This is a genomic window from Parasphingorhabdus halotolerans (assembly GCF_012516475.1).
Classification (GTDB): Bacteria; Pseudomonadota; Alphaproteobacteria; order Sphingomonadales; family Sphingomonadaceae; genus Parasphingorhabdus; species Parasphingorhabdus halotolerans.
Window position 1 is genome coordinate 3,005,027 of the sequence record NZ_CP051217.1, and the last position, 21,119, is coordinate 3,026,145.

19 protein-coding genes and 1 pseudogene are annotated in these 21,119 nt (G+C 53.6%); 18 read left to right on the plus strand and 2 right to left on the minus strand.

All coding sequences use genetic code 11. The features are described from left to right. The first annotated feature begins 39 nt into the window (after positions 1-39). The 9 genes from thrC to HF685_RS14790 all read left to right on the plus strand — a co-directional run bounded on the left by thrC (position 40) and on the right by HF685_RS14790 (position 8,237). The gene (gene thrC / locus HF685_RS14750; protein WP_168821561.1) at positions 40-1,443 is read left to right on the plus strand and encodes a threonine synthase; all 1,404 of its coding nucleotides are present in this window, start codon (positions 40-42) and stop codon (positions 1,441-1,443) included. Next, the gene (locus tag HF685_RS14755; protein ID WP_168820636.1) at positions 1,436-2,332 is read left to right on the plus strand and encodes an RsmD family RNA methyltransferase; all 897 of its coding nucleotides are present in this window, start codon (positions 1,436-1,438) and stop codon (positions 2,330-2,332) included. Before thrC ends, HF685_RS14755 begins: the two co-directional genes overlap by 8 nt. A 35-nt stretch (positions 2,333-2,367) precedes the next feature. Continuing rightward, the gene (locus HF685_RS14760; RefSeq protein WP_168820637.1) at positions 2,368-2,739 is read left to right on the plus strand and encodes a dihydroneopterin aldolase; all 372 of its coding nucleotides are present in this window, start codon (positions 2,368-2,370) and stop codon (positions 2,737-2,739) included. After that, a complete protein-coding gene (locus HF685_RS14765; protein ID WP_168820638.1) occupies positions 2,736-3,506 on the plus strand; it encodes an SDR family oxidoreductase in 771 nt (256 codons plus the stop codon). The genes HF685_RS14760 and HF685_RS14765 overlap by 4 nt, the downstream gene beginning before the upstream one ends. 190 nt (positions 3,507-3,696) lie before the next feature. Beyond that, positions 3,697-4,200 carry a fasciclin domain-containing protein gene (locus HF685_RS14770; protein WP_168820639.1) on the plus strand — a complete coding sequence of 168 codons (504 nt, stop codon included), beginning with the start codon at positions 3,697-3,699 and terminating at the stop codon, positions 4,198-4,200. A 230-nt stretch (positions 4,201-4,430) separates the two neighbouring features. Continuing rightward, entirely contained in the window at positions 4,431-5,009 is a 579-nt protein-coding gene (locus tag HF685_RS14775; RefSeq protein WP_168820640.1) for a fasciclin domain-containing protein, read from the plus strand. Positions 5,010-5,190: 181 nt separating this feature from the next. Further along, positions 5,191-5,778, plus strand: coding sequence for a fasciclin domain-containing protein (locus HF685_RS14780; protein WP_168820641.1), 588 nt, complete (start codon positions 5,191-5,193; stop codon positions 5,776-5,778). A 164-nt stretch (positions 5,779-5,942) separates the two neighbouring features. Then, on the plus strand, positions 5,943-6,353 hold the full coding sequence (locus HF685_RS14785) for an EVE domain-containing protein (protein ID WP_168820642.1): 411 nt from the start codon (positions 5,943-5,945) through the stop codon (positions 6,351-6,353). A 195-nt stretch (positions 6,354-6,548) separates the two neighbouring features. Beyond that, positions 6,549-8,237 (plus strand): TolB-like translocation protein, encoded by a 1,689-nt coding sequence (locus HF685_RS14790; RefSeq protein WP_168820643.1) that lies wholly within the window; start codon positions 6,549-6,551, stop codon positions 8,235-8,237. Between the two features lie 84 nt (positions 8,238-8,321). Here HF685_RS14790 and HF685_RS14795 read toward each other — a convergent pair whose 3' ends face one another. Next, complete coding sequence (locus HF685_RS14795; RefSeq protein WP_211051240.1) at positions 8,322-9,968, minus strand: thiamine pyrophosphate-binding protein; 1,647 nt, start codon at positions 9,966-9,968, stop codon at positions 8,322-8,324. Positions 9,969-10,195: 227 nt separating this feature from the next. Next, positions 10,196-11,593 carry an NAD-dependent succinate-semialdehyde dehydrogenase gene (locus HF685_RS14800; protein ID WP_343040061.1) on the minus strand — a complete coding sequence of 466 codons (1,398 nt, stop codon included), beginning with the start codon at positions 11,591-11,593 and terminating at the stop codon, positions 10,196-10,198. An 85-nt stretch (positions 11,594-11,678) separates the two neighbouring features. Between HF685_RS14800 and HF685_RS14805 the strand changes: the two genes are divergently transcribed. The 9 genes and pseudogenes from HF685_RS14805 to gspM all read left to right on the plus strand — a co-directional run bounded on the left by HF685_RS14805 (position 11,679) and on the right by gspM (position 21,116). Beyond that, complete coding sequence (locus HF685_RS14805) at positions 11,679-12,599, plus strand: SMP-30/gluconolactonase/LRE family protein (protein WP_168820645.1); 921 nt, start codon at positions 11,679-11,681, stop codon at positions 12,597-12,599. Next, positions 12,596-13,243 (plus strand): HAD-IA family hydrolase, encoded by a 648-nt coding sequence (locus HF685_RS14810; RefSeq protein ID WP_168820647.1) that lies wholly within the window; start codon positions 12,596-12,598, stop codon positions 13,241-13,243. The genes HF685_RS14805 and HF685_RS14810 overlap by 4 nt, the downstream gene beginning before the upstream one ends. A gap of 152 nt (positions 13,244-13,395) precedes the next feature. Next, on the plus strand, positions 13,396-14,031 hold the full coding sequence (locus tag HF685_RS14815; RefSeq protein WP_168820649.1) for a type II secretion system protein N: 636 nt from the start codon (positions 13,396-13,398) through the stop codon (positions 14,029-14,031). Continuing rightward, complete coding sequence (gene gspD, locus HF685_RS14820; protein WP_168820651.1) at positions 13,988-16,171, plus strand: type II secretion system secretin GspD; 2,184 nt, start codon at positions 13,988-13,990, stop codon at positions 16,169-16,171. The genes HF685_RS14815 and gspD overlap by 44 nt, the downstream gene beginning before the upstream one ends. Positions 16,172-16,253: 82 nt before the next feature. Continuing rightward, positions 16,254-17,734, plus strand: a pseudogene (gspE, locus tag HF685_RS14825) (type II secretion system ATPase GspE). Continuing rightward, positions 17,727-18,941 (plus strand): type II secretion system inner membrane protein GspF, encoded by a 1,215-nt coding sequence (gspF, locus tag HF685_RS14830; protein ID WP_168820653.1) that lies wholly within the window; start codon positions 17,727-17,729, stop codon positions 18,939-18,941. The pseudogene gspE and the gene gspF overlap by 8 nt, the downstream one beginning before the upstream one ends. Before the next feature lie 37 nt (positions 18,942-18,978). Beyond that, a complete protein-coding gene (gspG, locus tag HF685_RS14835) occupies positions 18,979-19,446 on the plus strand; it encodes a type II secretion system major pseudopilin GspG (RefSeq protein ID WP_168821563.1) in 468 nt (155 codons plus the stop codon). A gap of 51 nt (positions 19,447-19,497) precedes the next feature. Next, complete coding sequence (gene gspL, locus HF685_RS14840) at positions 19,498-20,640, plus strand: type II secretion system protein GspL (RefSeq protein ID WP_211051242.1); 1,143 nt, start codon at positions 19,498-19,500, stop codon at positions 20,638-20,640. Beyond that, positions 20,637-21,116, plus strand: coding sequence for a type II secretion system protein GspM (gspM, locus tag HF685_RS14845; RefSeq protein WP_168820657.1), 480 nt, complete (start codon positions 20,637-20,639; stop codon positions 21,114-21,116). Before gspL ends, gspM begins: the two co-directional genes overlap by 4 nt. Positions 21,117-21,119: the final 3 nt, after the last annotated feature.

A 21,119-nucleotide genomic window follows, 5' to 3' on the forward strand; every position in this document is an offset into this window, starting at 1 on the left:
TTGCCCTTGTTGAAGCAGGGCGCTAACCCGCTGGCCATCATGGAATATATCTCGACGCGCGGAAATAGCGCACCGCTAAATTTTGAACAAGTGACATTGGCTGGACTGGCCGGCGATGGCGGCCTCTACGTCCCGACAGCATGGCCCAAATTTGTGGCAGCCGATATCACCGCGATGGCTGGTTTGCCTTATGCGGAAGTGGCTGCCCGGGTGATGAAGCCATTTATTGGTGATGTTCTGAGCGATGATGAGTTAGCAGAGCTTTGCGAACAAGCCTACGGGCGGTTTGCGCACGCCGCCGTGACGCCGCTTGTGCAGCTGGATGGGCAACAATGGTTGCTTGAGCTGTTTCACGGACCGACGCTGGCATTCAAGGATGTCGCGTTGCAATTGCTCGGTCTGTTGTTCGAGAAATTTCTCGCCCGACAGGATAAACATCTGACAGTGGTTGGAGCGACATCTGGTGATACCGGATCAGCGGCGATCGATGCGCTGGCAGGCCGGGACAAAGTCGATATTTTCATGCTCCATCCCGATGGCCGCATCTCTGATGTTCAGCGCCGCCAGATGACGACAGTACGTGCACCAAACGTGTATAATATAGCTATTGACGGCAGTTTTGATGATGCTCAAGCGATGGTCAAGCGCATGTTCGCCGATCAATCTGTCACCGGAAAATTTGCAATTTCGGCAGTTAACTCGATCAACTGGGCGCGGTTAATGGCGCAGATTGTCTATTATTTCTTTGCCGCCAGCCAATTGGGTTCGCCGCTGCGCAAAGTTGCTTTTTCTGTACCAACGGGCAATTTCGGCGATGTTTTCGCAGGATATGTTGCCGCGCAAATGGGCTTGCCGATTGAGCGGTTGATCGTGGCGACCAATGTGAATGACATCTTGCATCGCGCTCTGAGTGCAGGTGACTATTCCACCGGCACTGTTACGCCAACCGCTGCGCCGTCCATGGATATCCAGGTCAGCAGCAACTTCGAGCGGCTGTTGTTTGACATTGAAGGCCGGGATGGAGCCAAGACTGCAGCACGCATGGCGGCGTTTGAGAAAAACAAGAACATGCAGCTGGATACTGCAATGCGTGAGCAAGCGGATGCGTTCTTCAAAAGCGCCCGTGTCGATCCCGATGATATGGCGCTTGCCATGCGCTGGGCGCAAGAAGAGGCCGGGCAGATCATTGATCCGCATACGGCCATTGGTCTTTCGGCGGCCCGCTCAATCGATATTGATTCCGCCGTTCCGATTGTCACGCTGGCAACGGCCCATCCGGCAAAATTTCGTGATGCGGTAGAGCGCGCAACCGGCGTTCGACCGATATTGCCGAGGCGGATTGGCGATCTGTTCGACCGCGAAGAGGCCTATGACAGGCTACCGGGCGATTATGACGCGGTGAAAGACTTCGTGACTGCCAAGGCGACGCCGGCCAATGGCTGAAGTCTCGTTTCAGCCGGGGTTGATGATCAGTGATCCGCGCGCCGATTACACGCTGGTCGATAGCGGTGATGGTCGCAAGCTGGAACGCTACGGCGATTTCCATTTCATCCGCCCCGAGCCGCAAGCGATGTGGGCACCGCATGAATCAGACTGGCAAGCCGATGGCGAGTTTCTTCCGGCATCCGATGATGATGGCGGAGGGCGTTGGCATTTAAATGCCAATGTCCCGCAAGAGGGCTGGACCCAGCATTGGGAAGAGGTCACGTTTACCGCGCAATGCACGCCGTTTCGGCATCTTGCCTATTTCCCGGATATGGACCCCGTGTGGCGCTGGATACGCTCCAACATGGAAGACATGGAGGCTTCGCAAGCTCTAAATCTATTTGGCTATACTGGCGTGGGGACATTGGCGTTGTCTGCCGCAGGTTCCAATCTGGTGCATGTTGATGCTTCCAAAAAATCTGTTTCAGCTGCAAGAGACAATGCCGCGCTTTCCTGCATGACCGAGCGACCGATTCGATGGATTATTGACGACGCGGCAAAGTTCGCCGCTCGCGAGGTGCGGCGCGAACGGCGCTATGATGCGATCCTGCTTGACCCACCCAAATATGGGCGCGGACCGGATGGCGAAATCTGGCGTCTTGAGGAAGATCTGGCACCCCTGGTTGAAAGCTGCGGCAAGCTGCTGGATGAAAATTCGCGATGCCTGTTTCTGACGGTTTATGCGGTGCGCATGTCGGCCCTGGCAATCGGATCGCTGTTGCAGGAAAAGCTCTTGCATTTGGGAGGCACCATTGAGGTTGGAGAATTGGCGGTGCGCGAGCAGGCGCGCGGCCTGCTGCTGCCAACAGCAATCTATGCGCGCTGGTCTTCAGGCAAGACCACCTGACTTGCACAATGGCATAAAACACGCGAAAGCAAATTATGACAGATAGCTTATTATTGGAGGTCAATGATCTCGAGGTTGACGTGCTCACCGGGATTTATTCCGAAGAGACTCATTTGCCGCAACCTTTGCGCATTTCAATTGCGGCTGAATTGAAAGTGCAGGACCGCTATGAGGCGGACACGCCGCTCGATAACTCCAAAAATTATATGGATTTGAAACATGCTGCGACCGACGCATTGCCTGAAGGTGTGCACTTCAAGCTGATTGAGGCGGTTGCCGATCATATTATCGAGACCTTGTTTTTGCAGGACAAAAGCGTGCTTCGGGTTACGGTCAAAATCGTCAAATTGCTGATTTCCGAAAAAGGAGAGGCAATCGGTATTACGCTTTCCCGAGCGCGGAAATGAGCGCTGCTCCACTTGCCCTTGTGACCGGCGGAGTCCGCAGAGTTGGCGCACAAATATCCTCCAGTCTGGCGAAAGCGGGTTATGCGCTCGCATTGCATGGCCATAGCGACACGACGCCGGAAGACGGACTTGCGGAAGTATTGCAGGTAGAGGGTACTGAATGGCGCGGTTTTCAGCAAGATTTTGAAGAAAAAGGTGCTGCCGACAATCTTCTGAAACAAATTGAGGCCAGCTTTGGCCGGCTGCCTGACCTGATCGTCAACAACGCTTCGATATTTGGACAGGACGATGCAGGCAATATCGACGACCACAGTCTTGAGCGCCATTTGCGCGTGAATATGATGGTCCCGACATTGCTGACCACCGCTCTGGCAAATAGGATTTCGGATGGCAAACGCAGTGCTGTTGTTCACATTTTGGATCAGCGCATCATCAATCCCAATCGTGATCAGCTTGGCTATACCTTGTCCAAACAGGCATTGGCGCAGAGCGTCAGGACGCTGGCGACTGCTTGTTCAGACACATTGCGGGTCAATGGTGTAGCTCCGGGGCTGACGCTAACCGCTGGCGAATATTCTGATGATCAGCTGGCAAATCTCAAAGCTATGATGCCGCTGGATCGGTTTTCAAGCCCTCAGGATATTGCCGATGCCGTACTCTACCTTGCCGGTGCGGTTTCGGTAACGGGGCAGATCATCTGTGTGGATGGCGGCGCTAATCTGAAAAGTTACGAACGAGATTTCGTGCATCTGGGGATAGATCCATAATGCTCAACTTGTCCCGCTCAGCGTGCGCTTCCCCGCAGAGTTTTGCTTTGGCGCAGTTTCCATGTTACAACGTATCTTTTATCCAGGGATGGTAATTCCCTCTCAAACCTAAAGGACTGTTATGAACACCCTCTCCAAAATTTTGCTTGCCACTTCTGCCATAGCGGCCCTCTCTGCCTGCTCCTCGGAAATGAGCGAAGATGAGCAAGCGATCTATGATGCACGGAAGGCTGAAGAGGCGTCCAAGCCAACAAATCTGACAGCGGTTGTTCAAGATCAGGAAGAGCTATCAACGGCGACCATGTTGGTCGGGCTCTCTGGTATCGCTGCCGAGTTGAAGGAAGACGGCCCTTTCACAGCCTTTACCGCAACAAATGATGCGTTTAACAAAATGGATCAGGATAAGCTGAAAGCCCTAATGGATCCCGCCAATAAAACCGAACTGGCCGGAATTGCGAAATACGGCCTGGTCAAGGGTACGATGAAGTCTGCCGACTTGGCGAAAGCCATTGCCGATGGTGGCGGTTCCTTTAGTCTGACCACACTGCAAGGCGGCACCATTAAAGCGTCGATGGACGGCGACAAAATTGTGCTTGAGGATGGCGCTGGAAATAAAGCCAATATTATCAAACCAGACATTGATTCCAGCAACGGCGAACTACACATCATCGATACAGTTTTAATGCCGGGCTGATTAAGCCGAAGCATTACACTGAAATATATATGGGAGGCCTCGCTAATCAGCGGGGCCTTTTATATCTGCCATTTGGGTTGTAACTGCCGGGGTCCTGCCCGCGTGCTCAATACGCCCAAAGAGACAGGATTACATCTTTGTCCGATACGCATATTTTAAAAGCGTCAAAAAGCGTTTTGTTAGTTCCTTATGGATTCCAAGCGCTAAAAATATAATTTGAAAGGCTTATCATGCGTATTTCCCCCAAAATTTTTGTAACCACCGCCGTCGTGGCTTTGCTCGCTGCTTGTGCATCGGAAGCGCCTCAGGCTGCCGAAACGGAAACTGCCGTTGAAGAAGTAACTGGTGCGGAAGCCGAAGCACCGGGAACGATTGTTGACGTTGCCGTAGGTAATGAGAATTTCTCAACACTGGTAACTGCGGTAACTGCTGCAGGACTGGGCGAAACCCTGTCTGGCGATGGACCATTCACGGTCTTCGCGCCAACCAATGACGCGTTCGCAAAAGTAGATGCAGACACCCTCTCTGCGTTGCTGACACCTGAAAAGAAAGATGATCTGACAGCGCTTCTGACTTACCATGTGGTCGCAGGCAAGTTGATGGCCGCTGATGTCGTAAAAGCCATTGCTGATGGCGGCGGCACTGCAACTCTGACCACCGTGCAAGGCGCATCACTGAAAGCCATGATGGATGGCGAGAATGTCGTGCTGGAAGATGCCGCTGGCGGAAAATCAACGATCATCATGACCGATGTCGATGCTTCCAACGGTGTGATCCATGCGATTGATACGGTCGTAATGCCCGGATAGTTTTGTCCCCCCGAACTAGGACAAGTAGGAAAAGGCCTCGCAATTTGCGGGGCCTTTTTTGTTAGGCATTTTGGAAGTTTGCTTTCTGCCTTCGATAGGCGTATTTTTCTTTCTCCATGAATTAGCACCCGGACGACTCCAGTTTTGCGCGGAGCGGATAGCAGCAATGAAAGGAAAGACCATGTTTAGTCCCCGAAAATTACTAGTGGCTTGCGTAGTTCTAGCGATGATTCCAGCCTGTTCATCGGAAATGAGTGAAGAAGACAAAGCGCTGTACGAGGAGCGTATGGCAAGGGAAAAAGCCAAGAGTCCAACCGTGATAATGGCGGTTATTCAAGCCAATCCGGACCTCTCCACTGTAGCTACTGCGGTCGGAGTATCCGGTGTCGCCGAAGCGCTGCAGGCCCAGAGCGAAGGAAGCGGTGAATATACGGTATTTGCCGGTACCAACGAGGCGTTCAACAAATTGGGCATGGACGAACTGAACGCACTTCTCCAGCCCGACAAGAAAGAAGAACTGGCCAATATCCTGAGATACCATGTGGTGGAAGGCAATATGAGCGCCGCCGATATCGCCAAGGCGATTGCCGATGGCGGCGGTACCGCCAGTCTGACCACCGTGCAAGGCGGCGTATTGAAAGCGACAATGGTCGGTGACACGCTCGTCCTTACAGACGCGAAAGGCAATAAATCGACCGTCACCGGTGCCGATGTCAAGGCGACCAACGGGACCATCCATATTATCGACAATGTCCTGATGCCGGGTTGAAACCTGCAACTGGTTTGCGAAAGGGCCTCGCTTCACGACGGGGCCTTTTCTATTCGTCGCTGGCCTGAGCTTGTCGAAGGGCGCGTGCCGTCTTATCAGTGTGGTTCGACAAGCGCACCACTAACGGCTTTATCTGCCGTTGAAATCAAACCGGAGATGCTGATATGCCGCAATACTGGTTGATGAAATCGGAGCCTGATGAATATGGCTGGGATGATCTGGTTGCCGAGAAGGAAGGCACCTGGGACGGCGTAAAAAATGCGCAGGCCAGCAACAATATGAAAGCCATGAAAAAGGGCGATCAGGTGTTTTTCTATCACTCGCGGCAGGGGCTGGAAGTGGTTGGCATCATGGAGGTTTCCGAAGAGCATAGCCCGGATGTGACCACCGATCCGGACCGCTGGGTTGTGGTGAAGGTGAAGCCGGCGCGCAAACTGGATAAGGCTGTGCCGCTAAAGGAAATGAAGCAGAACCCCAAGCTCAAGGATCTGGCGATTATCCGGCAGTTTCGGTTGTCGGTGGCTCCTGTGACGGAAAGTGAGTGGGATGCGATTTTGGAGATGGGTGGGGGTTAGTGTTCAGTGTTCGCCGCAAGCGCAAAAGCGGACGTTGTATTTGATCCGCACCCAAGTTGTTCATCGAAAGCTAAATGGGTTTAATCGAACAATCATCTTCCAGCATTTCCTCTGACCACATACGTGGTTTCTTGATAAAATGATTGTTACAGTCAGAAGCTGAGTTGCTCTCTCGCTTATCAAAGAGGAAACCTAATGACGCATTTCACAGCATCTGTTGCTCTACTGCTTGCTTTTCTCATAGTGAGTAGCGTTAGTCATGCTCAGGATGAACTTCCCGTTAGAGAAGGCCCTTACCTCGGTCAAAAGCCGCCCGGTTCAAACCCTGAGCCCTTTGCGCCCGGTATCGTTTCAACACAGGGCTGGGAATATGGTGCAGTTTTCACACCTGACATGAAAGAAATCTATTTTCTCAGAGAGAACGCGGAAACCAAGAAGCACGAATTGGTCACTTTTAAATACGACAATAGTCGATGGGTCCAATCGAATGTATCGCCAAGGATCGGGCAACCCATGATCGCACCCGATGGCAACACGATGCATTTGGGTAGGCGCTACAAGGAACGCATTGGAAACAGATGGTCGGACGTGAAATTTCTAACCCCACCTTTTGAAGATATGTTGATCATGCGACTTACAGCTTCGATGAATGGCACCTATTATTTTGACACCTTCGACAAAAATAACTCAAGTTTTCCCATTCGCTATTCGCGCATGATAGATGGGAAACGTGAAGAACCAAAAATATTGAGTAAGGAAATTAACACAGGAACACACATTTTACATCCTTTCATTGCTCCCGATGAATCCTATTTGATATGGGATGCTAAAAGAGAAGGTGGGTACGGCGATTCAGATATTTATATCAGTTTTCGAAACCAAGATGGCACATGGGGTAAGGCCATTAATCTGGGTGACAAGATAAACACGGACGCTTGGGAAGCAGCCGCGAGTGTAACGCCAGATGGCAAATACCTATTTTTCAACAGGAATATGGGTTCCGACAAATATGAAAATGTAGATATTTTCTGGGTGGACGCACAAGTTATCGAGAATCTCCGACCCAAAAATGAAAGTAGCATAACAGCCGCATCACCCTACCTTGGTCAAAAGTTGCCCGGCTCAACGGCTGAAATTTTTGCACCTGGCATTGTTAACACGGCAGAAAATCGTGAAATTGAGGGCATGTTTGCGGCAGATATGAAGGCCTTCTATTTCGTCAAGAGACCGCTGGGCGAGGAATCTGCTTCCAATGTATTGGCTGCCATTGAATATAAAAATGGCAAATGGGAGGAGACTGTTGTCAAAACGGGAGTGGGCGAGCCATCTGTCTCTCCTGATGGGATGATCCTCTATTTCAAAAATGAATATATAGAGCGCACCAGCGAGGGTTGGTCGGATATAAAAAGCCTTGGTGCACCTTTTAAAGACATCGACATTATGCGGCTTTCGGCGTCTTCCAACGGCACCTATTATTTCGATACGTTTACCCCAGAACTGGAGACACCGTTGCGTTATTCACGTTTGATGGACGGAAAATACGAACAACCGAAATCTCTGGGCCCGCAGTTTGCCGTCGGTAAATACAACGCCCACCCCTTTGTCGCACCAGATGAATCCTATGTGATCTGGGATAGCAGAAGAGAAGGAGGATATGGCACATCTGACCTTTACATCAGCTATCGAGCGACCGATGGCTCATGGGGGCCTGCCATCAACTTGGGCGACAAGATAAATACCGCCGCCGCCGAAAACTATCCAAGCGTGTCACCCGATGGAAAATATCTCTTCTTTGATCGTCGGACACGATCCGCAGACAATACAGAGGTAGATATCTATTGGGTAGATGCTGGGTTTATTGAGACGCTACGGCCCAGACAATAAACTTGATAAGAAATCACTGTTAAGGACCGAACGATACAGGCCACGAGTGCAATTATATCGTCCGCTATCGGAATGAAGGGGACACTATTCACTAAACCCACTCACAGTAGCCCCGGCAGCCGTTAAAAACTCCACATCGGTTTTCAGATGCAGCAACCGCAGTCCCTTTTGTTGCAATGCCTCCTTCAACGCAGGAGCAAATTCATCGGTGCTCTCCACCGTCGCGCTCCATCCGCCGTATGCCTTGGCCAAAGCCGCGAAATCGGGGTTTTTTAACTCCGTCGCTGATAGTCGCGCTGGATATTCACGTTCCTGATGCAGGCGGATGGTGCCGAAGCTGCCATTGTCGATCACCAGCACCAGCAGGTTCGCGTCATATTGCATTGCGGTGGCGAGTTCCTGTCCGTTCATCATGAAATCGCCGTCTCCCGCCAACGCAACCACACTGCGGTCGGGGAAACGCAACGCGGCGGCAACCGATGCGGGGACGCCGTAACCCATGGCTCCCGATGTCGGGGCGAGCTGGCTGGGGAAGTCGCCATATTTCCAATAGCGATGCCACCAGCCGGAAAAATTGCCCGCGCCGTTGCAGATAATAGCATCGGCGGGCAGCTGTTCCTGCATCGCCGCAACGCATTGGCCCAGATCAAGTTTCGCTGCGGTCGGTTGCGGCGTGGACCATGCGATATAATCCTCATGCGCAGACTTGCCAGCATCGAAACTGAGCAGATCATCTTCCCAAAGCGCAGCCTGTTCGGCGAACTCATCCATCTCCGCACAGATCGGGAGGTCGATGCGATAGACATGATTGAGCTCATCCGGATCGGGGTGAACATGCACTAAAATCTGATCAGGGTGGTCTGGCGTGATCAGCGTGTAGCCGTCGGTCGTCGCTTCACCCAGCCTTGCGCCGACCGCCAGCACCAGATCGGCATCTTTGATCCGCTGGGTTAGCTTGGGGTTGGGGCCGTAGCCCAGATTGCCTGCGTAAACCGAACTCTCATTCGGAAAATTATCCTGCCGCCGGAAAGCCACTGCTACAGGAAGCCCGATGCGCTCGGCATATTGCGCAAAATAATATTTGGCCTTGGCATCCCATCCCGCGCCGCCGACGATGGCAATCGGGTCTGTCGCATCGCGCAGCATATCGGTAAGCGTCATCATCGCATTGGCACATAGCGGCTGGGCAGGGGCAATCACCTTGGGCCGGTCGAGTGCCTCGACCTCGTCGCGCAGCATGTCCTCGGGGAGTGCGAGTACAACCGGTCCCGGACGCCCGGAACTGGCGGTATCAAAGGCCCGCGCAATATATTCCGGAATCCGCGCGGCATTGTCGATCCGCGCCGCCCATTTGGCGAGCGGGGTGAACATGGCAGTGAAATCGACTTCCTGAAAGCCCTCCCGGTCGCGGTCATCGCGGGCGACATCGCCGATAAACAGGATCATCGGGGTGCTGTCCTGCATCGCGGTGTGGACGCCAATGCTGGCATTGGTCGCGCCGGGGCCTCGGGTGACAAAGGCAATACCGGGCGCGCCGGTCATCTTGCCATCGGCCTCGGCCATGAAAGCGGCGCTACCGTCCTGGCGAGTGGCGATGGTCTGGATTGCACCGCAATCATGGAGTGCGTCGAGGACAGAGAGGAAACTCTCGCCGGGGACGGTGAAGATACGGTTAGTGCCCTGAATGACCAGTTGATCCACAAGGATTTGCGCGCCAGTGCGTTTTTTCATTTCAATTTCATCCTCTCAAGCCTTCTCCCTTGAGGGAGAAGGATACAAAGCCTTACCAGCTTTGCTGGTTAGGCGGAGTTGGATGAGGGTGCTATGCTTTATCGAGATTGTACACCCTCACCCAGCTCCAGCTAAATTCGTTCCTCATTAAGCTTGCACAACCCTCTCCCTCAAGGGAGAGGGATTTAGTTAAGCCTGATGAATAGCTTTTGTCACCATGTAGGCTTTCAGCCCATCGGGCCATCCTCGGACCCGTGCCCGCTTTCCTTCATCCCACCAAAAGGCGCGTCGCCGGGACTGACGGTCAGATTGTTGATCGCCACCATCCCCGCTTCAATAGCATCGCCTACAATATTCGCCGTATGCAGGTTTGACGTGAATGCGTAAGCAGCGAGGCCGAGCGGCAAGCGGTTGGCCTGTTCAATAGCTTCGTCCAGCCTATCAAAGGGCCGCATCACCGCAACCGGGCCAAAGGGTTCGTCATTCATGATTTTTGCATCGAGCGGGACATGCGACAGCACGGTGGGATCGAAGAAAAATCCATCCTTGTCCTGACGATTCCCGCCCAGTTTCACTTCCGCTCCTTTGGATTTTGCATCGTCAATCATATCACCGACCGAACTGGGACGCCTTGGATTGGCGAGCGGTCCCATTTCTATCCCGTCGGCAAAACCATCGCCCACCGCAACCTTTGCGGCACGCTCGGTAAAGCCTTCCACGAACTTGTCGTATATCCCGGACTGCACGTAAAAGCGCGTGGGGGACACGCAAACCTGACCGGCATTGCGGTATTTTTGCATTGCGGTAAGGTTGAGCGTCTTTTCCAGATCACAATCATCGAACACCAGAACGGGTGCATGTCCACCGAGTTCCATCGTCGTGCGCTTCATACCTTCAGCGGCTAGTTTCATCAGATGTTTGCCGACGGGAACCGAACCGGTGAAGCTGACTTTGCGGATAATTTTCGAAGCGATGAGATGGCTTGATACTTCTGCCGGATCGCCAAATACGATTTGGGCAACGCCGCTGGGTAATCCCGCATCAAGCAAACAACGAATCATTTCAATCGCACTGGCCGGGGTTTCTTCCGCCGGTTTCAGGATGATCGAGCAACCAGCTGCAATGGCCGGAGCGAGTTTGCGGATCGGTGTAAAGACCGGAAAGTTCCACGGGCTGAAGGCCGCAACCGGGCCGACAGGCTGGTATTTCACAAAGCTGTTCTGGCCCGTTGGACGCACCAGGACCCGCCCGTAACAGCGCTTGGCTTCCTCCGCCATTATATCGAAATGGGCTGCCGATGCTGTGACTTCACCTGTCGCCTGCCCCACCGGCTTGCCCTGTTCGGCAGTCATCAACTTGCCCATTTCCGGTGCGCGCTCGCGCATCAAATCAGCCGCTTTGTGCAATATCGCTGCGCGCACGCCCACCGCTGTATCGCGCCATAAAGGAAATGCCCGGTTTGCAGCATCCAGCGCGCGATCCAGATCGGCTTTGTTCGCCTTTGGCAGATCGGAAATCGTTTCACCGGTCGCGGGATTGACGACATGATGGACTTCGCGATCTTCTATATCGATCCATTCGCCGTCAATATGAAGCTGCAATGATTTTGGGTAGCTGTTCGACATGATATCTCCTGAAACTATCTCTCTTCGCACTAGACTTGTCGTTTCTTTCCCGCAATGACTGTGACAAGATTCGAGAGGATGATTTATGGAAATAGTTGCAGAGGGACTGCGTTTCCCCGAAGGACCGATAGCAATGCCGGACGGCAGCGTGATTTTGGTGGAAATTGCTGCTCAGCAGCTCACTCGCGTGATGCCGGATGGCACGAAAAAGGTGATCGCCAAAACCGGTGGCGGTCCCAATGGCGCGGCGATGGGGCCGGATGGTAAGATTTACGTCTGCAACAATGGCGGTTTTGAATATAAAGACCGCAACGGATATCTGACGCCCAATGGTATCGCCAAAGATTATACCGGGGGCAGCATCCAGCGGGTCGATCCGGATACCGGCGCGGTCGAAACGCTCTATAATGACGGTGATTTTGGATGCGTCTTGCGCGGCCCCAATGATCTGCAATTCGATGCGCATGGCGGCTTCTGGTTCACCGACCATGGCAAGACAGACTATGAAAAACGCTGTCATGATATTGTTGGTGTTTTCTATGCCAAAGCGGATGGCAGCCATCTCGAAGAGGTGATTTTCCCATCCGAAAATCCCAACGGCATCGGCATTTCTCCTGATGGAAAAAGCCTTTATGTTGCGGAAACTTATACCTGTCGCCTGACGAAGTTTAACATCAGCGCGCCGGGAAAAGTGGGCTCGGACGAAAGCGCGGGCGGACCGGGCATCCCGCTTTATCGTCCAGCCGGATATAAATTCTTCGACAGTCTCGCGATGGAGGAGTGCGGCAATATCTGCGTTGCGACCATCGGGGAATCGGGGATCAGCGTGGTTTCGCCCGAGGGTGAGCTGGTGGAGTTTGTGCCAACGCCGGATATCTATACAACCAACATCTGCTTTGGTGGCGAAGATATGATGGATGCCTGGATTTGTCTTTCGTCCGTCGGAAAGCTGGCGAAAACACGCTGGAAGCGCCCGGGATTGAAACTGGAGTATCTGAATAAGTGAAATTCACCACAGTAATTTTCGATTTTGGCGGCGTAATCACTTCCTCCCCCTTTGAAGCCTTTAACAGGCTCGAGGCCGAAAAAGGAATTCCGCATGACAGTGTACGGCGGATCAATAGCGCCAATCCGGATGACAATGCCTGGGCAAAGTTTGAACGGGCAGAGATTGATGGCGCTGGCTTTGATGAAGCCTTTGCTGCGGAAGCGCGCGCTATTGGCATAGAATTGCGCGGGGCGGATGTGCTGGCGGTGCTGGCCGGTGATGTGCGGCCCAATATGGTGGCGACGCTCGACCGACTCAAAGCAGACGGCTTCACCATATCCTGTATCACCAACAACGTGCCTGCCGGGAAAGGCGCTGGCATGGCGATGGATGACGAGAAAGCGGCGGCGGTGAAGGACATCATGCAGCGCTTTGACCATATTATTGAAAGCTCTAAAGCCGGTGTCCGAAAGCCGGATCCGCGCATCTACCAGATGATGTGCGATGCGTTGAACAAAAACCCGGAAGAGTGCATTTATCTTGATGATCTGGGCATCAATTGCAAACCTGCGGCTAAGCTTGGTATGGCCGCGATTAAGGTCAGCAATGAGGAGCAGGCGCTTGGCGAGCTGGGCACCTTGCTGGAAATAACCCTGCCTTGATCCACAATACCCTGATTTGTGGCTTGTCGGGGCATCAACCCACAATTCACCCATATTGCTTTCCTAACGTTCAGGCCTAATGTTCACGAAGGAGTCGCCGGTTTGTAACCTAAGCGTTATAAACGGGCGACAATGGAGGATGACGGGGATTCGTGCGTAGTATTATTTCAGATCGTTTTGCTGCCAATAGCCAGTCCCTGCGCCGCATTGGCTGGGCGCGTATCGCATCTGGAATAATTGTCATCTTGCTTGTCATCCAGCTGATTCGGCTGGTCTGGGCGGTGCTGGTGCCGCTCGGACCGGTTGGCGATTGGCAAGCCAATGAGGTGCAGGTTCTTTCGCCGCAATCCCGGCTGGCATTGTTCACCAGTTTTGATCCGTTTTTTCGCAGCGCTCCCGCGCAGAGCGGTAATGTTGTCACCTCACTGCAACTCACATTGTTTGGCATCCGGATGAATGAAGGGTCCGGGCTTGGCTCGGCAATATTGGCTGGTCCCGATGGTGTTCAGGAAAGCTATGCGGTCGGTGATGAAATTGTTGCGGGTGCGAAATTGCACAATGTCCAGTTTGACCATGTCGTGATAGATCGCGGCGGGGCGCTGGAGAGCCTGTATATGGATCAATCAGTCCCGGCTGAAACGGTTAATCCGCAATTGCATGAAGTTACACCGCCCGCCGTCGAACCCGCTCCGCCACCATCCGCCAATAATCCAACGAATCAACCAGCAGGCGACCGCGCATCAGATGCCAATTCCAATAGAAATCGGGAAGACGAAGACGCACAATGAGAAATTTTATCGTCCTATTGGCGGCATTGTTCATGCTCGCCCCCCCGCCCAGGCACAACACACATTAAACGTGAGAGACGCGGATGTTCGCGCCTTTGTGCAAGATGCGGCACGAGTGACAGGACGCACATTTATTTTGGATAGCCGGGTGCAAGGCAAAGTGTCTGTGGTCACGGATCGCCCATTGAGCCGTTCGGAATATTTTGAAGTTTTCCTTTCGACCTTGCGCGCAAATGGTCTGGTTGCGGTGCCAACACGCGGTGGATATCGCATTCAACCGGCAGATGGTGCAGCAACCCAGCCCTCGCAAATTGGCTTGCGCGGCGCGGCGGCGAACCAGTTTGTTACAGAGGTGGTGCGATTGAAATCAATTGTTGCAAGCGAAGCACTCGAAACGCTGAGACCGCTCGTTTCAAAGCAGGGCTCAATCACCGCGAACAGAAACGCAAACTCACTGGTCGTCGTCGACTATGCCGACAATATCCGGCGTATCCGCCAATTGGTGAACGAGATTGATCGCGATAGCGCGGCAAGTACCATCATAAATCTGAAAAATGCCGGCGCGCGGGAAATCGCGACTTCGCTCCAATCCCTTGCGACACAAGGCGGCGGCGAAGGCATAAGAGCGCCGGTAACGGTCGTGCCAATAGACAGCAGCAACTCGATTGCGTTGCGCGGTGATCCCGGAGCCGTGGCAAAATTTGCGCAAATGGCGCGAGAGCTGGATAGCCGCGCGGAACTGGGAACGGAAATTCGGGTGCACCGGCTGGATTACGCCAGCGCCGAAGCCTTACTGCCCGTGATCGAACAACTTCTTGGGAAAAGCGGCGGCAATGGGGCATCGGCGGCAGGTGCTGCCGTTAGCCCGGCTGCGGGAGAAAGCGGCGCTGCAACGACACCTGCTGCTGTCTCTTCATCAGATGGTGGTACCGGCATATCCCGTCGCGGACCAGCGATAGTAACTCGCCTTGAAGGCACTAATGCGCTGATCGTGGCGGCCAATCCCGAAGTGCAGCGCATGGTCGGAGAACTCATCCGCCAACTGGACACCCGTCAGGAACAGGTGGTGGTCGAAGCGATTATTGTGGAAATATCGCAAAGTCTGGCCAAGGAACTGGGGATCCAATGGCTGATTGGAGGCAAAGACGCACCATTTGCTGTAACAAATTTCTCCAACGCTTCACCTAATATTGTTGACGTTGCAGGCGGTGTGCTGGCCGACCAGTTTGATACTTCGACCACAACGACCACGACCACGGCAACTACGACAACAACCAACAGCGCGGTCGGCGATGCGCTTCGGCAGAATGCAGCGGATGCAGTGCTGGCCGCGCGCGGCGGATTTGCCGGTTTTGCCACCACTCTTGGTAGCGGCGGCGTGCTCGGTGCAATCATCAACGCGGTGCAGTCCGATACCGATAGCAATGTGCTCTCGACGCCTTCACTCACGGTGAACAATAATCTCAAGGGCAGCATTTTATTCGGTCAGGAAATCCCGGTCTCGACAGGCGAAGCGCTATCGAATAATTTTGACAATGCCTTCCGCACGATCCAGCGGCAAAATGTTGGCATTGAACTGGAAGTAACGCCGCAGATCAATGCTGGCAATGAAGTGCGTATGGAGCTTCGGCAACAGGTGAGTTCAATCGTCGGCCCAGTCTCCAATGATTTTAATGAACTGATAATCAACAAACGCGAGATCAACACGACCGTAACGGTCGGCGACGGGCAGATTATTGCGCTGGGCGGTTTGCTGGACGACAATGAACGTCGTACAATCCAGAAAATACCGCTGCTCGGCGATATTCCTTTCATTGGCGAGCTGTTTAAATCGCGCGGAAGATCGCGGGTGAAGACCAATTTGATGGTGTTCATCCGGCCGACCATTTTGCGTGGCCCAGGTGATGCCCGCGCGTTTTCCGGACGGCGTTATGATTATATCCGCGGCCGCCAACTGCTACAGAGTCCGGACGAAGAGCCGAGTATAGATGCATTGGTGCGCGATTATCTGGGCACGATTCCGCCAAGCTCCGCGTCGCGTCCGGGCGATGAGATTATCTATGCTCCGGGAACTGCGCCGACTGCTCCATCGGTTATTGAGCAATCAGAACTCCCACCAAGTGAAGCCGGGAACAACTAGAAACAAGAGGCACAATGTGAAGATCGCGAAAGGATCAGATCAAGTCGAACGCGTTGAAGCAGATGTTTCAGCGCCCGTCTCTGTGCCAACTAATATTCCTTATGCTTTTGCCCGCGATCACGGTGTTTTGCTCCAGTCCGTTGGCGATGAGAGTTGCAATATAGCCTTGCGCGCTGGTTCCGATCCTGCAGCGCTTCTTGAACTCCGTCGACATTTTGCGATGCCTCTTGCGGTAGAACAAGTCGAAGCGCCGGCGTTCGAAAAACTACTCTCCGAACATTACGCGATGGACGGCAGTGCCGCTGCAATGGCTGATAGTTTCGGTGATGAAGCGCTGGATGATATTGCCGGGGACATCCCGAGCGCGGAGGATTTGCTCGATAGCGCTGACGATGCCCCGACGATCCGGTTGATCAATGGTATTATCGCCGAAGCGGCGCGGCAGGGTGCTTCCGACATTCACATAGAACCCTATGAGACCGGCCTCGTCGTGCGGATGAGGGTTGACGGGATGTTGCAGGAAAAGCTGCGGATGCCGCCACATGTCGCTGGTGTTATCGTGAACCGGATTAAGGTGATGGCGCGGCTTGATATTGCCGAGCGACGTATCCCCAGGATGGCCGGATCAGCCTGACATTGGGCGGCAAGCTTCTGGATGTGCGAGTTTCCACGCTACCGAACCGTGCAAATGAGCGCGTGGTGATGCGTATATTGGACAAGGAAAGTGCAGGTATTTCGCTGGAAATGCTCGGCCTCGCGCCCGGCACCCATGCCATATTGCAGGAAGCACTGCGCGAACCCAACGGCATTATTCTGGTAACAGGGCCGACCGGGTCGGGCAAAACCACCACGCTTTATGCAGGTATGAAGCAGCTCAACGATGGCAGCCGCAATATTCTCACCGTCGAGGATCCGGTTGAATATGCGGTTGAAGGCATCGGCCAGACACAAGTGAATTCCAAAGTCGGGCTGAGTTTTGCTGCCGGTTTGCGCGCCATATTGCGACAAGATCCCGACGTGGTGATGGTGGGTGAAATCCGCGACAGGGAAACCGCTGATATTGCTGTGCAGGCTGCGCTTACGGGCCATCTGGTGCTTTCGACGGTGCACACAAATGATGCGGTCGGAGCGATAACCCGATTGCGGGATATGAAGATTGAGCCGTTTCTGTTGGCCTCCACTGTACGCGCCGTCATTGCGCAGCGCTTGGTTCGCAAGCTTTGCGAGCATTGCAGAAAGCCATCAGAGGCGGATGCTACCCTCGCTTCCATTTTGGGATTTGAACGCGGTACCGTGGTTTATGAAGCGGCGGGCTGCGAACATTGCAAGCAGACAGGCTATCAAGGCCGTATTGGCGTTTTCGAGGCCATCCGAATTGATGAGACCTTACGCAGGCTGATCAACGAGGATGGCGATGAAGCGAGCATTTCGGCTCATGCTTTCCGGAAAAGCAAAACGCTTGCTGTCGCCGCTCGCGATATGGTTCGACAGGGACTGACCACACCGCAGGAAGCCATTAGATTATCGGGCAAAAATGATATGGAGGAACCGGTCATTGCCTGATTTTTCCTACACCGCGATTGACCCGAAAGGACGGGAGAAAACCGGACGGCTGGTGGCAAGCAGCAATGAGGCTGCGCGGGCAAAACTGGCTGAGCGCAATTTCTACGTGGTGAAGGTCGATACCGCCCAGATTTCAAATGCCAAGCCGGAAACAGGCCTGTTCGGTCGTCGCAAGCTTGGGGCAAAAGAACTGACTCTTTTCACCCGGCAATTGTCGTCACTGGTGCGGGTCACGCCGCTGGAAGAGGCGTTGCGCACTATCGGCACGCAGAACGAAAAGGCCTATGTCCGCGAGCGCATTGCCTCGGTTCACGGCGGTGTTGTGGAGGGGCAGCGCCTGGCTGAAGCGATGCGCCGGGAACCAAGCAGCTTTCCTCCGCTCTACCGGGCGATGATCTCCGCCGGCGAAAGCTCGGGCACATTGCCGGATATTACCGCGCGATTGGCAGGTCTGCTGGAACGTCAGGCGGAAATGCGTGGCAAACTGATCAGCGCCTTGGCTTATCCCATTGTGTTGGCACTGGTTTCAATCGTGGTCGTGGCATTGCTGATGATCGCCGTGGTCCCCAAAATCGTCGAGCAGTTTGACGATGTGAACCAGCAATTGCCGCCGATCACCCGCGCGGTCATCTGGATATCCGATTTTCTGTCTAGCTGGTGGTGGCTGATTTTGGCGGTAATGTTTGTCGCCGCATTGGCAAGCTGGCAGGCGCTCAAAAACCCTGATATCAAATATCGCTATGATGGCTTTGTTTTAAGGCTCCCTTTTTTCGGACGCCTCGTAAGAGACCTTCACGCAGCGCGCCTGTCGCGGACACTCTCGACCATGGTTGCCAGCCGCTTGCCGATTATGGAAGGCCTCAGGCTCACGACCGAAACGATAAACAACAGCGTATTGCGCAAGGCATCGCAAGATATGGTGGAAGCCATTCGCGGTGGCGGGAGCCTCTCCAGATCACTGAAAGATACAGGCGTTTTTCCGCCGATGCTGATTTATTTGACCGCCAGCGGCGAGGCGTCGGGTAATCTTGACGAAATGCTCGCTCATGCGGCAGATTATCTCGAACGGGAGTTTGATAATTTCAGCTCAACAACATTGTCACTTCTGGAACCGTTGATTATTGTAGCATTGGGCGGTGTGGTAGCTCTGGTCATATTGGCCATTTTACTTCCGATTTTGCAACTCCAGAACCTTGCTGGCCTATAGGAACATCATTAGGAATATCATGCAGAAACTATCGAAAATGCTTCGTCGTAGCCTTGGCAAGAAATCAGGGAACATCAAAAAAAACGCCCCTGCGCCTAACGGTTTTACGTTGGTGGAACTGATGGTCGTGATCTTCATTCTTGGTTTGTTGACGACGATCGTGGTGATCAACGTCCTGCCCAGTCAAGACCGGGCGATGGTGGAAAAGGCCCGCGCTGATATCGCGACTTTGGGGCAAGCGCTGGAAATGTACCGGCTGGACAATCTGAGCTATCCCGGCTCTGCCGAGGGGCTTAATGCCCTGGTCGCGGCACCATCGTCTTTGCCATCAACAAACCGTTATCGTCAGGGCGGCTACATCAAGAAATTGCCGGATGATCCTTGGGGTCGGCCTTATCAATATGACAACCCCGGACGCAACGGTCCCGGTTTTGATCTATACTCATTGGGTGCTGATGGCGCGCCGGGGGGCGAAGATGATGCCGCTGATATTTATGCTGAGTGAGCTCGCCGCGCAGCTGCAAATGTCCCGTTTTCTAGGCCAGCGTCGCTAGCTGTGGACACCACCATATTCCTTTTGGAATTTCCGACCGCTGAGCAACAAGCGCTGCATTGGTGGCTTGTGAATGGCAGTGAGATAATCAAGCGCGGGCGTGACCCCGATCCCATCGCTGCGGCTGGAATCCCGGCTGTCTCGATGGAAGAGCAGACGATATTATCGATGGCGGATTACAAGCAGATTGCCTTGGTCCCCTCCACACATTCCACGGTGCGGTGGCACGACCTTTCTGGCGGCATCACTGAAAAACAGGCACTTGCTGCCGCGATGATCGACGCAAAAAGCCGAAGTTTGAATAGTGATATTCTGCACTTTGCAGCAACCGTTGATGAAGGCGGCCAGATCATTACCTCAGCGATTGAGCGGGGCTTGATGGCCAGCGGATTGGCGCATTTGAAATCGCTGCATATTGATCCGGATATCATTACGCCCTCTGGCTTTCTCATTTCTTTTGATAGCGAACATATCATTCAGGCAGATCTGGGTTTTGAAAAAATTCTCCGCGCGAAGCAACTCATCGCACCCGCGGAACCAGCATTGATCGATCAGCTGGCCGGGCAGGGCGATATTCATAATCTTGATAACACCATTGTCGACGTGGCTCTGGTCGACACACCATCACAGCGCTTGGTGAATTTTCGTTCGGGGCTATTCGCGAAGAAGACCCGCGCGACGGTTTCGGCACGGCAGAAACGGATTTTGGCCGGGATGATTGCTGCTCTATTGCTGATTTCGCTAGCTATTCCGATTGTCCAGTGGATCAGATATGCCCGGGCTGCAGATGCAGCGGATGAAGCCGCTTTGGTCGCAGCAAAAACGGAACTCGGGCAAGTTGCCAATATCGAGGAAGCCGAGCGGCGGCTTGATGAACAAATGACCAACGAAAGTCGGGGAAACCGGATATATTCGGCACCGAGTTCGGCTCTTTTTTCCGCTGTTCAGATGGCTCCAGCGGTCGCTGTGGACAGGCTGGGATACAGACAGGACGGGACGTTGTCCGCGCGGCTCTCAGCCAGCCGCAACGAAGAGATAAACCCGGTTTTGATTGCGCTTCAGCAAAACGGTTTCCAACTGACGGCAACGCCCACCACTGATGCAACAGGCATGGCTAAGGCCGATATTACGTTGAGAGCACCATGACATTCTCGATTAAAGACTGGTTTTTGGCATTGAGCCGCCGCGAGCAGATACTGGTCGGGTTTCTGGCCGTCTTGCTGGTCATCACTGGGCTGTTTTATGGCGTTATACGTCCCGTTTATGCAGGAATAGAATCTGCGGAACAACGCTATGAGCTAGCGATCGAACGCCAGCTGCGAATAGAAACGAAGGTGGCAGTGCTCAAGGCGCCGTTAGATATTAAACCGGTTACGGGCAACCAGCCGTTGGACGCGTTTCTAAGTCAGAGCGCTGGCGAGGAAGGCTTTCCGGTTGATACAATTAATGCGCAAACTGATGGACGCATAATGATGACTATTGGTTCGGCCAAACCCACGGCTTTATTTGGCTGGCTTGCCAGACTCGAAACTCAGGGAATCGTTGTTAGCGAGCTCAATGTGATGGCTGCGCCTAACAATGTCGTGAGCGCCAATCTGGTTTTATTCCGTCCTGCGGGATGATTT

Excerpts from the sequence above, each read along its gene's own strand:
- HF685_RS14775 (WP_168820640.1), top strand. The coding sequence starts at position 4,431 with ATGCGTATTTCCCCCAAAATTTTTGTAACCACCGCCGTCGTGGCTTTG.
- HF685_RS14805 (WP_168820645.1), top strand. The coding sequence starts at position 11,679 with ATGGAAATAGTTGCAGAGGGACTGCGTTTCCCCGAAGGACCGATAGCA.
- HF685_RS14800 (WP_343040061.1), bottom strand. The coding sequence starts at position 11,593 with ATGTCGAACAGCTACCCAAAATCATTGCAGCTTCATATTGACGGCGAA.
- HF685_RS14785 (WP_168820642.1), top strand. The coding sequence starts at position 5,943 with ATGCCGCAATACTGGTTGATGAAATCGGAGCCTGATGAATATGGCTGG.
- thrC (WP_168821561.1), top strand. The coding sequence starts at position 40 with ATGGAATATATCTCGACGCGCGGAAATAGCGCACCGCTAAATTTTGAA.
- HF685_RS14755 (WP_168820636.1), top strand. The coding sequence starts at position 1,436 with ATGGCTGAAGTCTCGTTTCAGCCGGGGTTGATGATCAGTGATCCGCGC.
- HF685_RS14770 (WP_168820639.1), top strand. The coding sequence starts at position 3,697 with ATGAGCGAAGATGAGCAAGCGATCTATGATGCACGGAAGGCTGAAGAG.
- HF685_RS14790 (WP_168820643.1), top strand. The coding sequence starts at position 6,549 with ATGACGCATTTCACAGCATCTGTTGCTCTACTGCTTGCTTTTCTCATA.
- gspD (WP_168820651.1), top strand. The coding sequence starts at position 13,988 with ATGCCAATTCCAATAGAAATCGGGAAGACGAAGACGCACAATGAGAAA.
- HF685_RS14760 (WP_168820637.1), top strand. The coding sequence starts at position 2,368 with ATGACAGATAGCTTATTATTGGAGGTCAATGATCTCGAGGTTGACGTG.
- HF685_RS14780 (WP_168820641.1), top strand. The coding sequence starts at position 5,191 with ATGTTTAGTCCCCGAAAATTACTAGTGGCTTGCGTAGTTCTAGCGATG.
- HF685_RS14765 (WP_168820638.1), top strand. The coding sequence starts at position 2,736 with ATGAGCGCTGCTCCACTTGCCCTTGTGACCGGCGGAGTCCGCAGAGTT.
- HF685_RS14795 (WP_211051240.1), bottom strand. The coding sequence starts at position 9,968 with ATGAAAAAACGCACTGGCGCGCAAATCCTTGTGGATCAACTGGTCATT.
- gspG (WP_168821563.1), top strand. The coding sequence starts at position 18,979 with ATGCTTCGTCGTAGCCTTGGCAAGAAATCAGGGAACATCAAAAAAAAC.
- gspM (WP_168820657.1), top strand. The coding sequence starts at position 20,637 with ATGACATTCTCGATTAAAGACTGGTTTTTGGCATTGAGCCGCCGCGAG.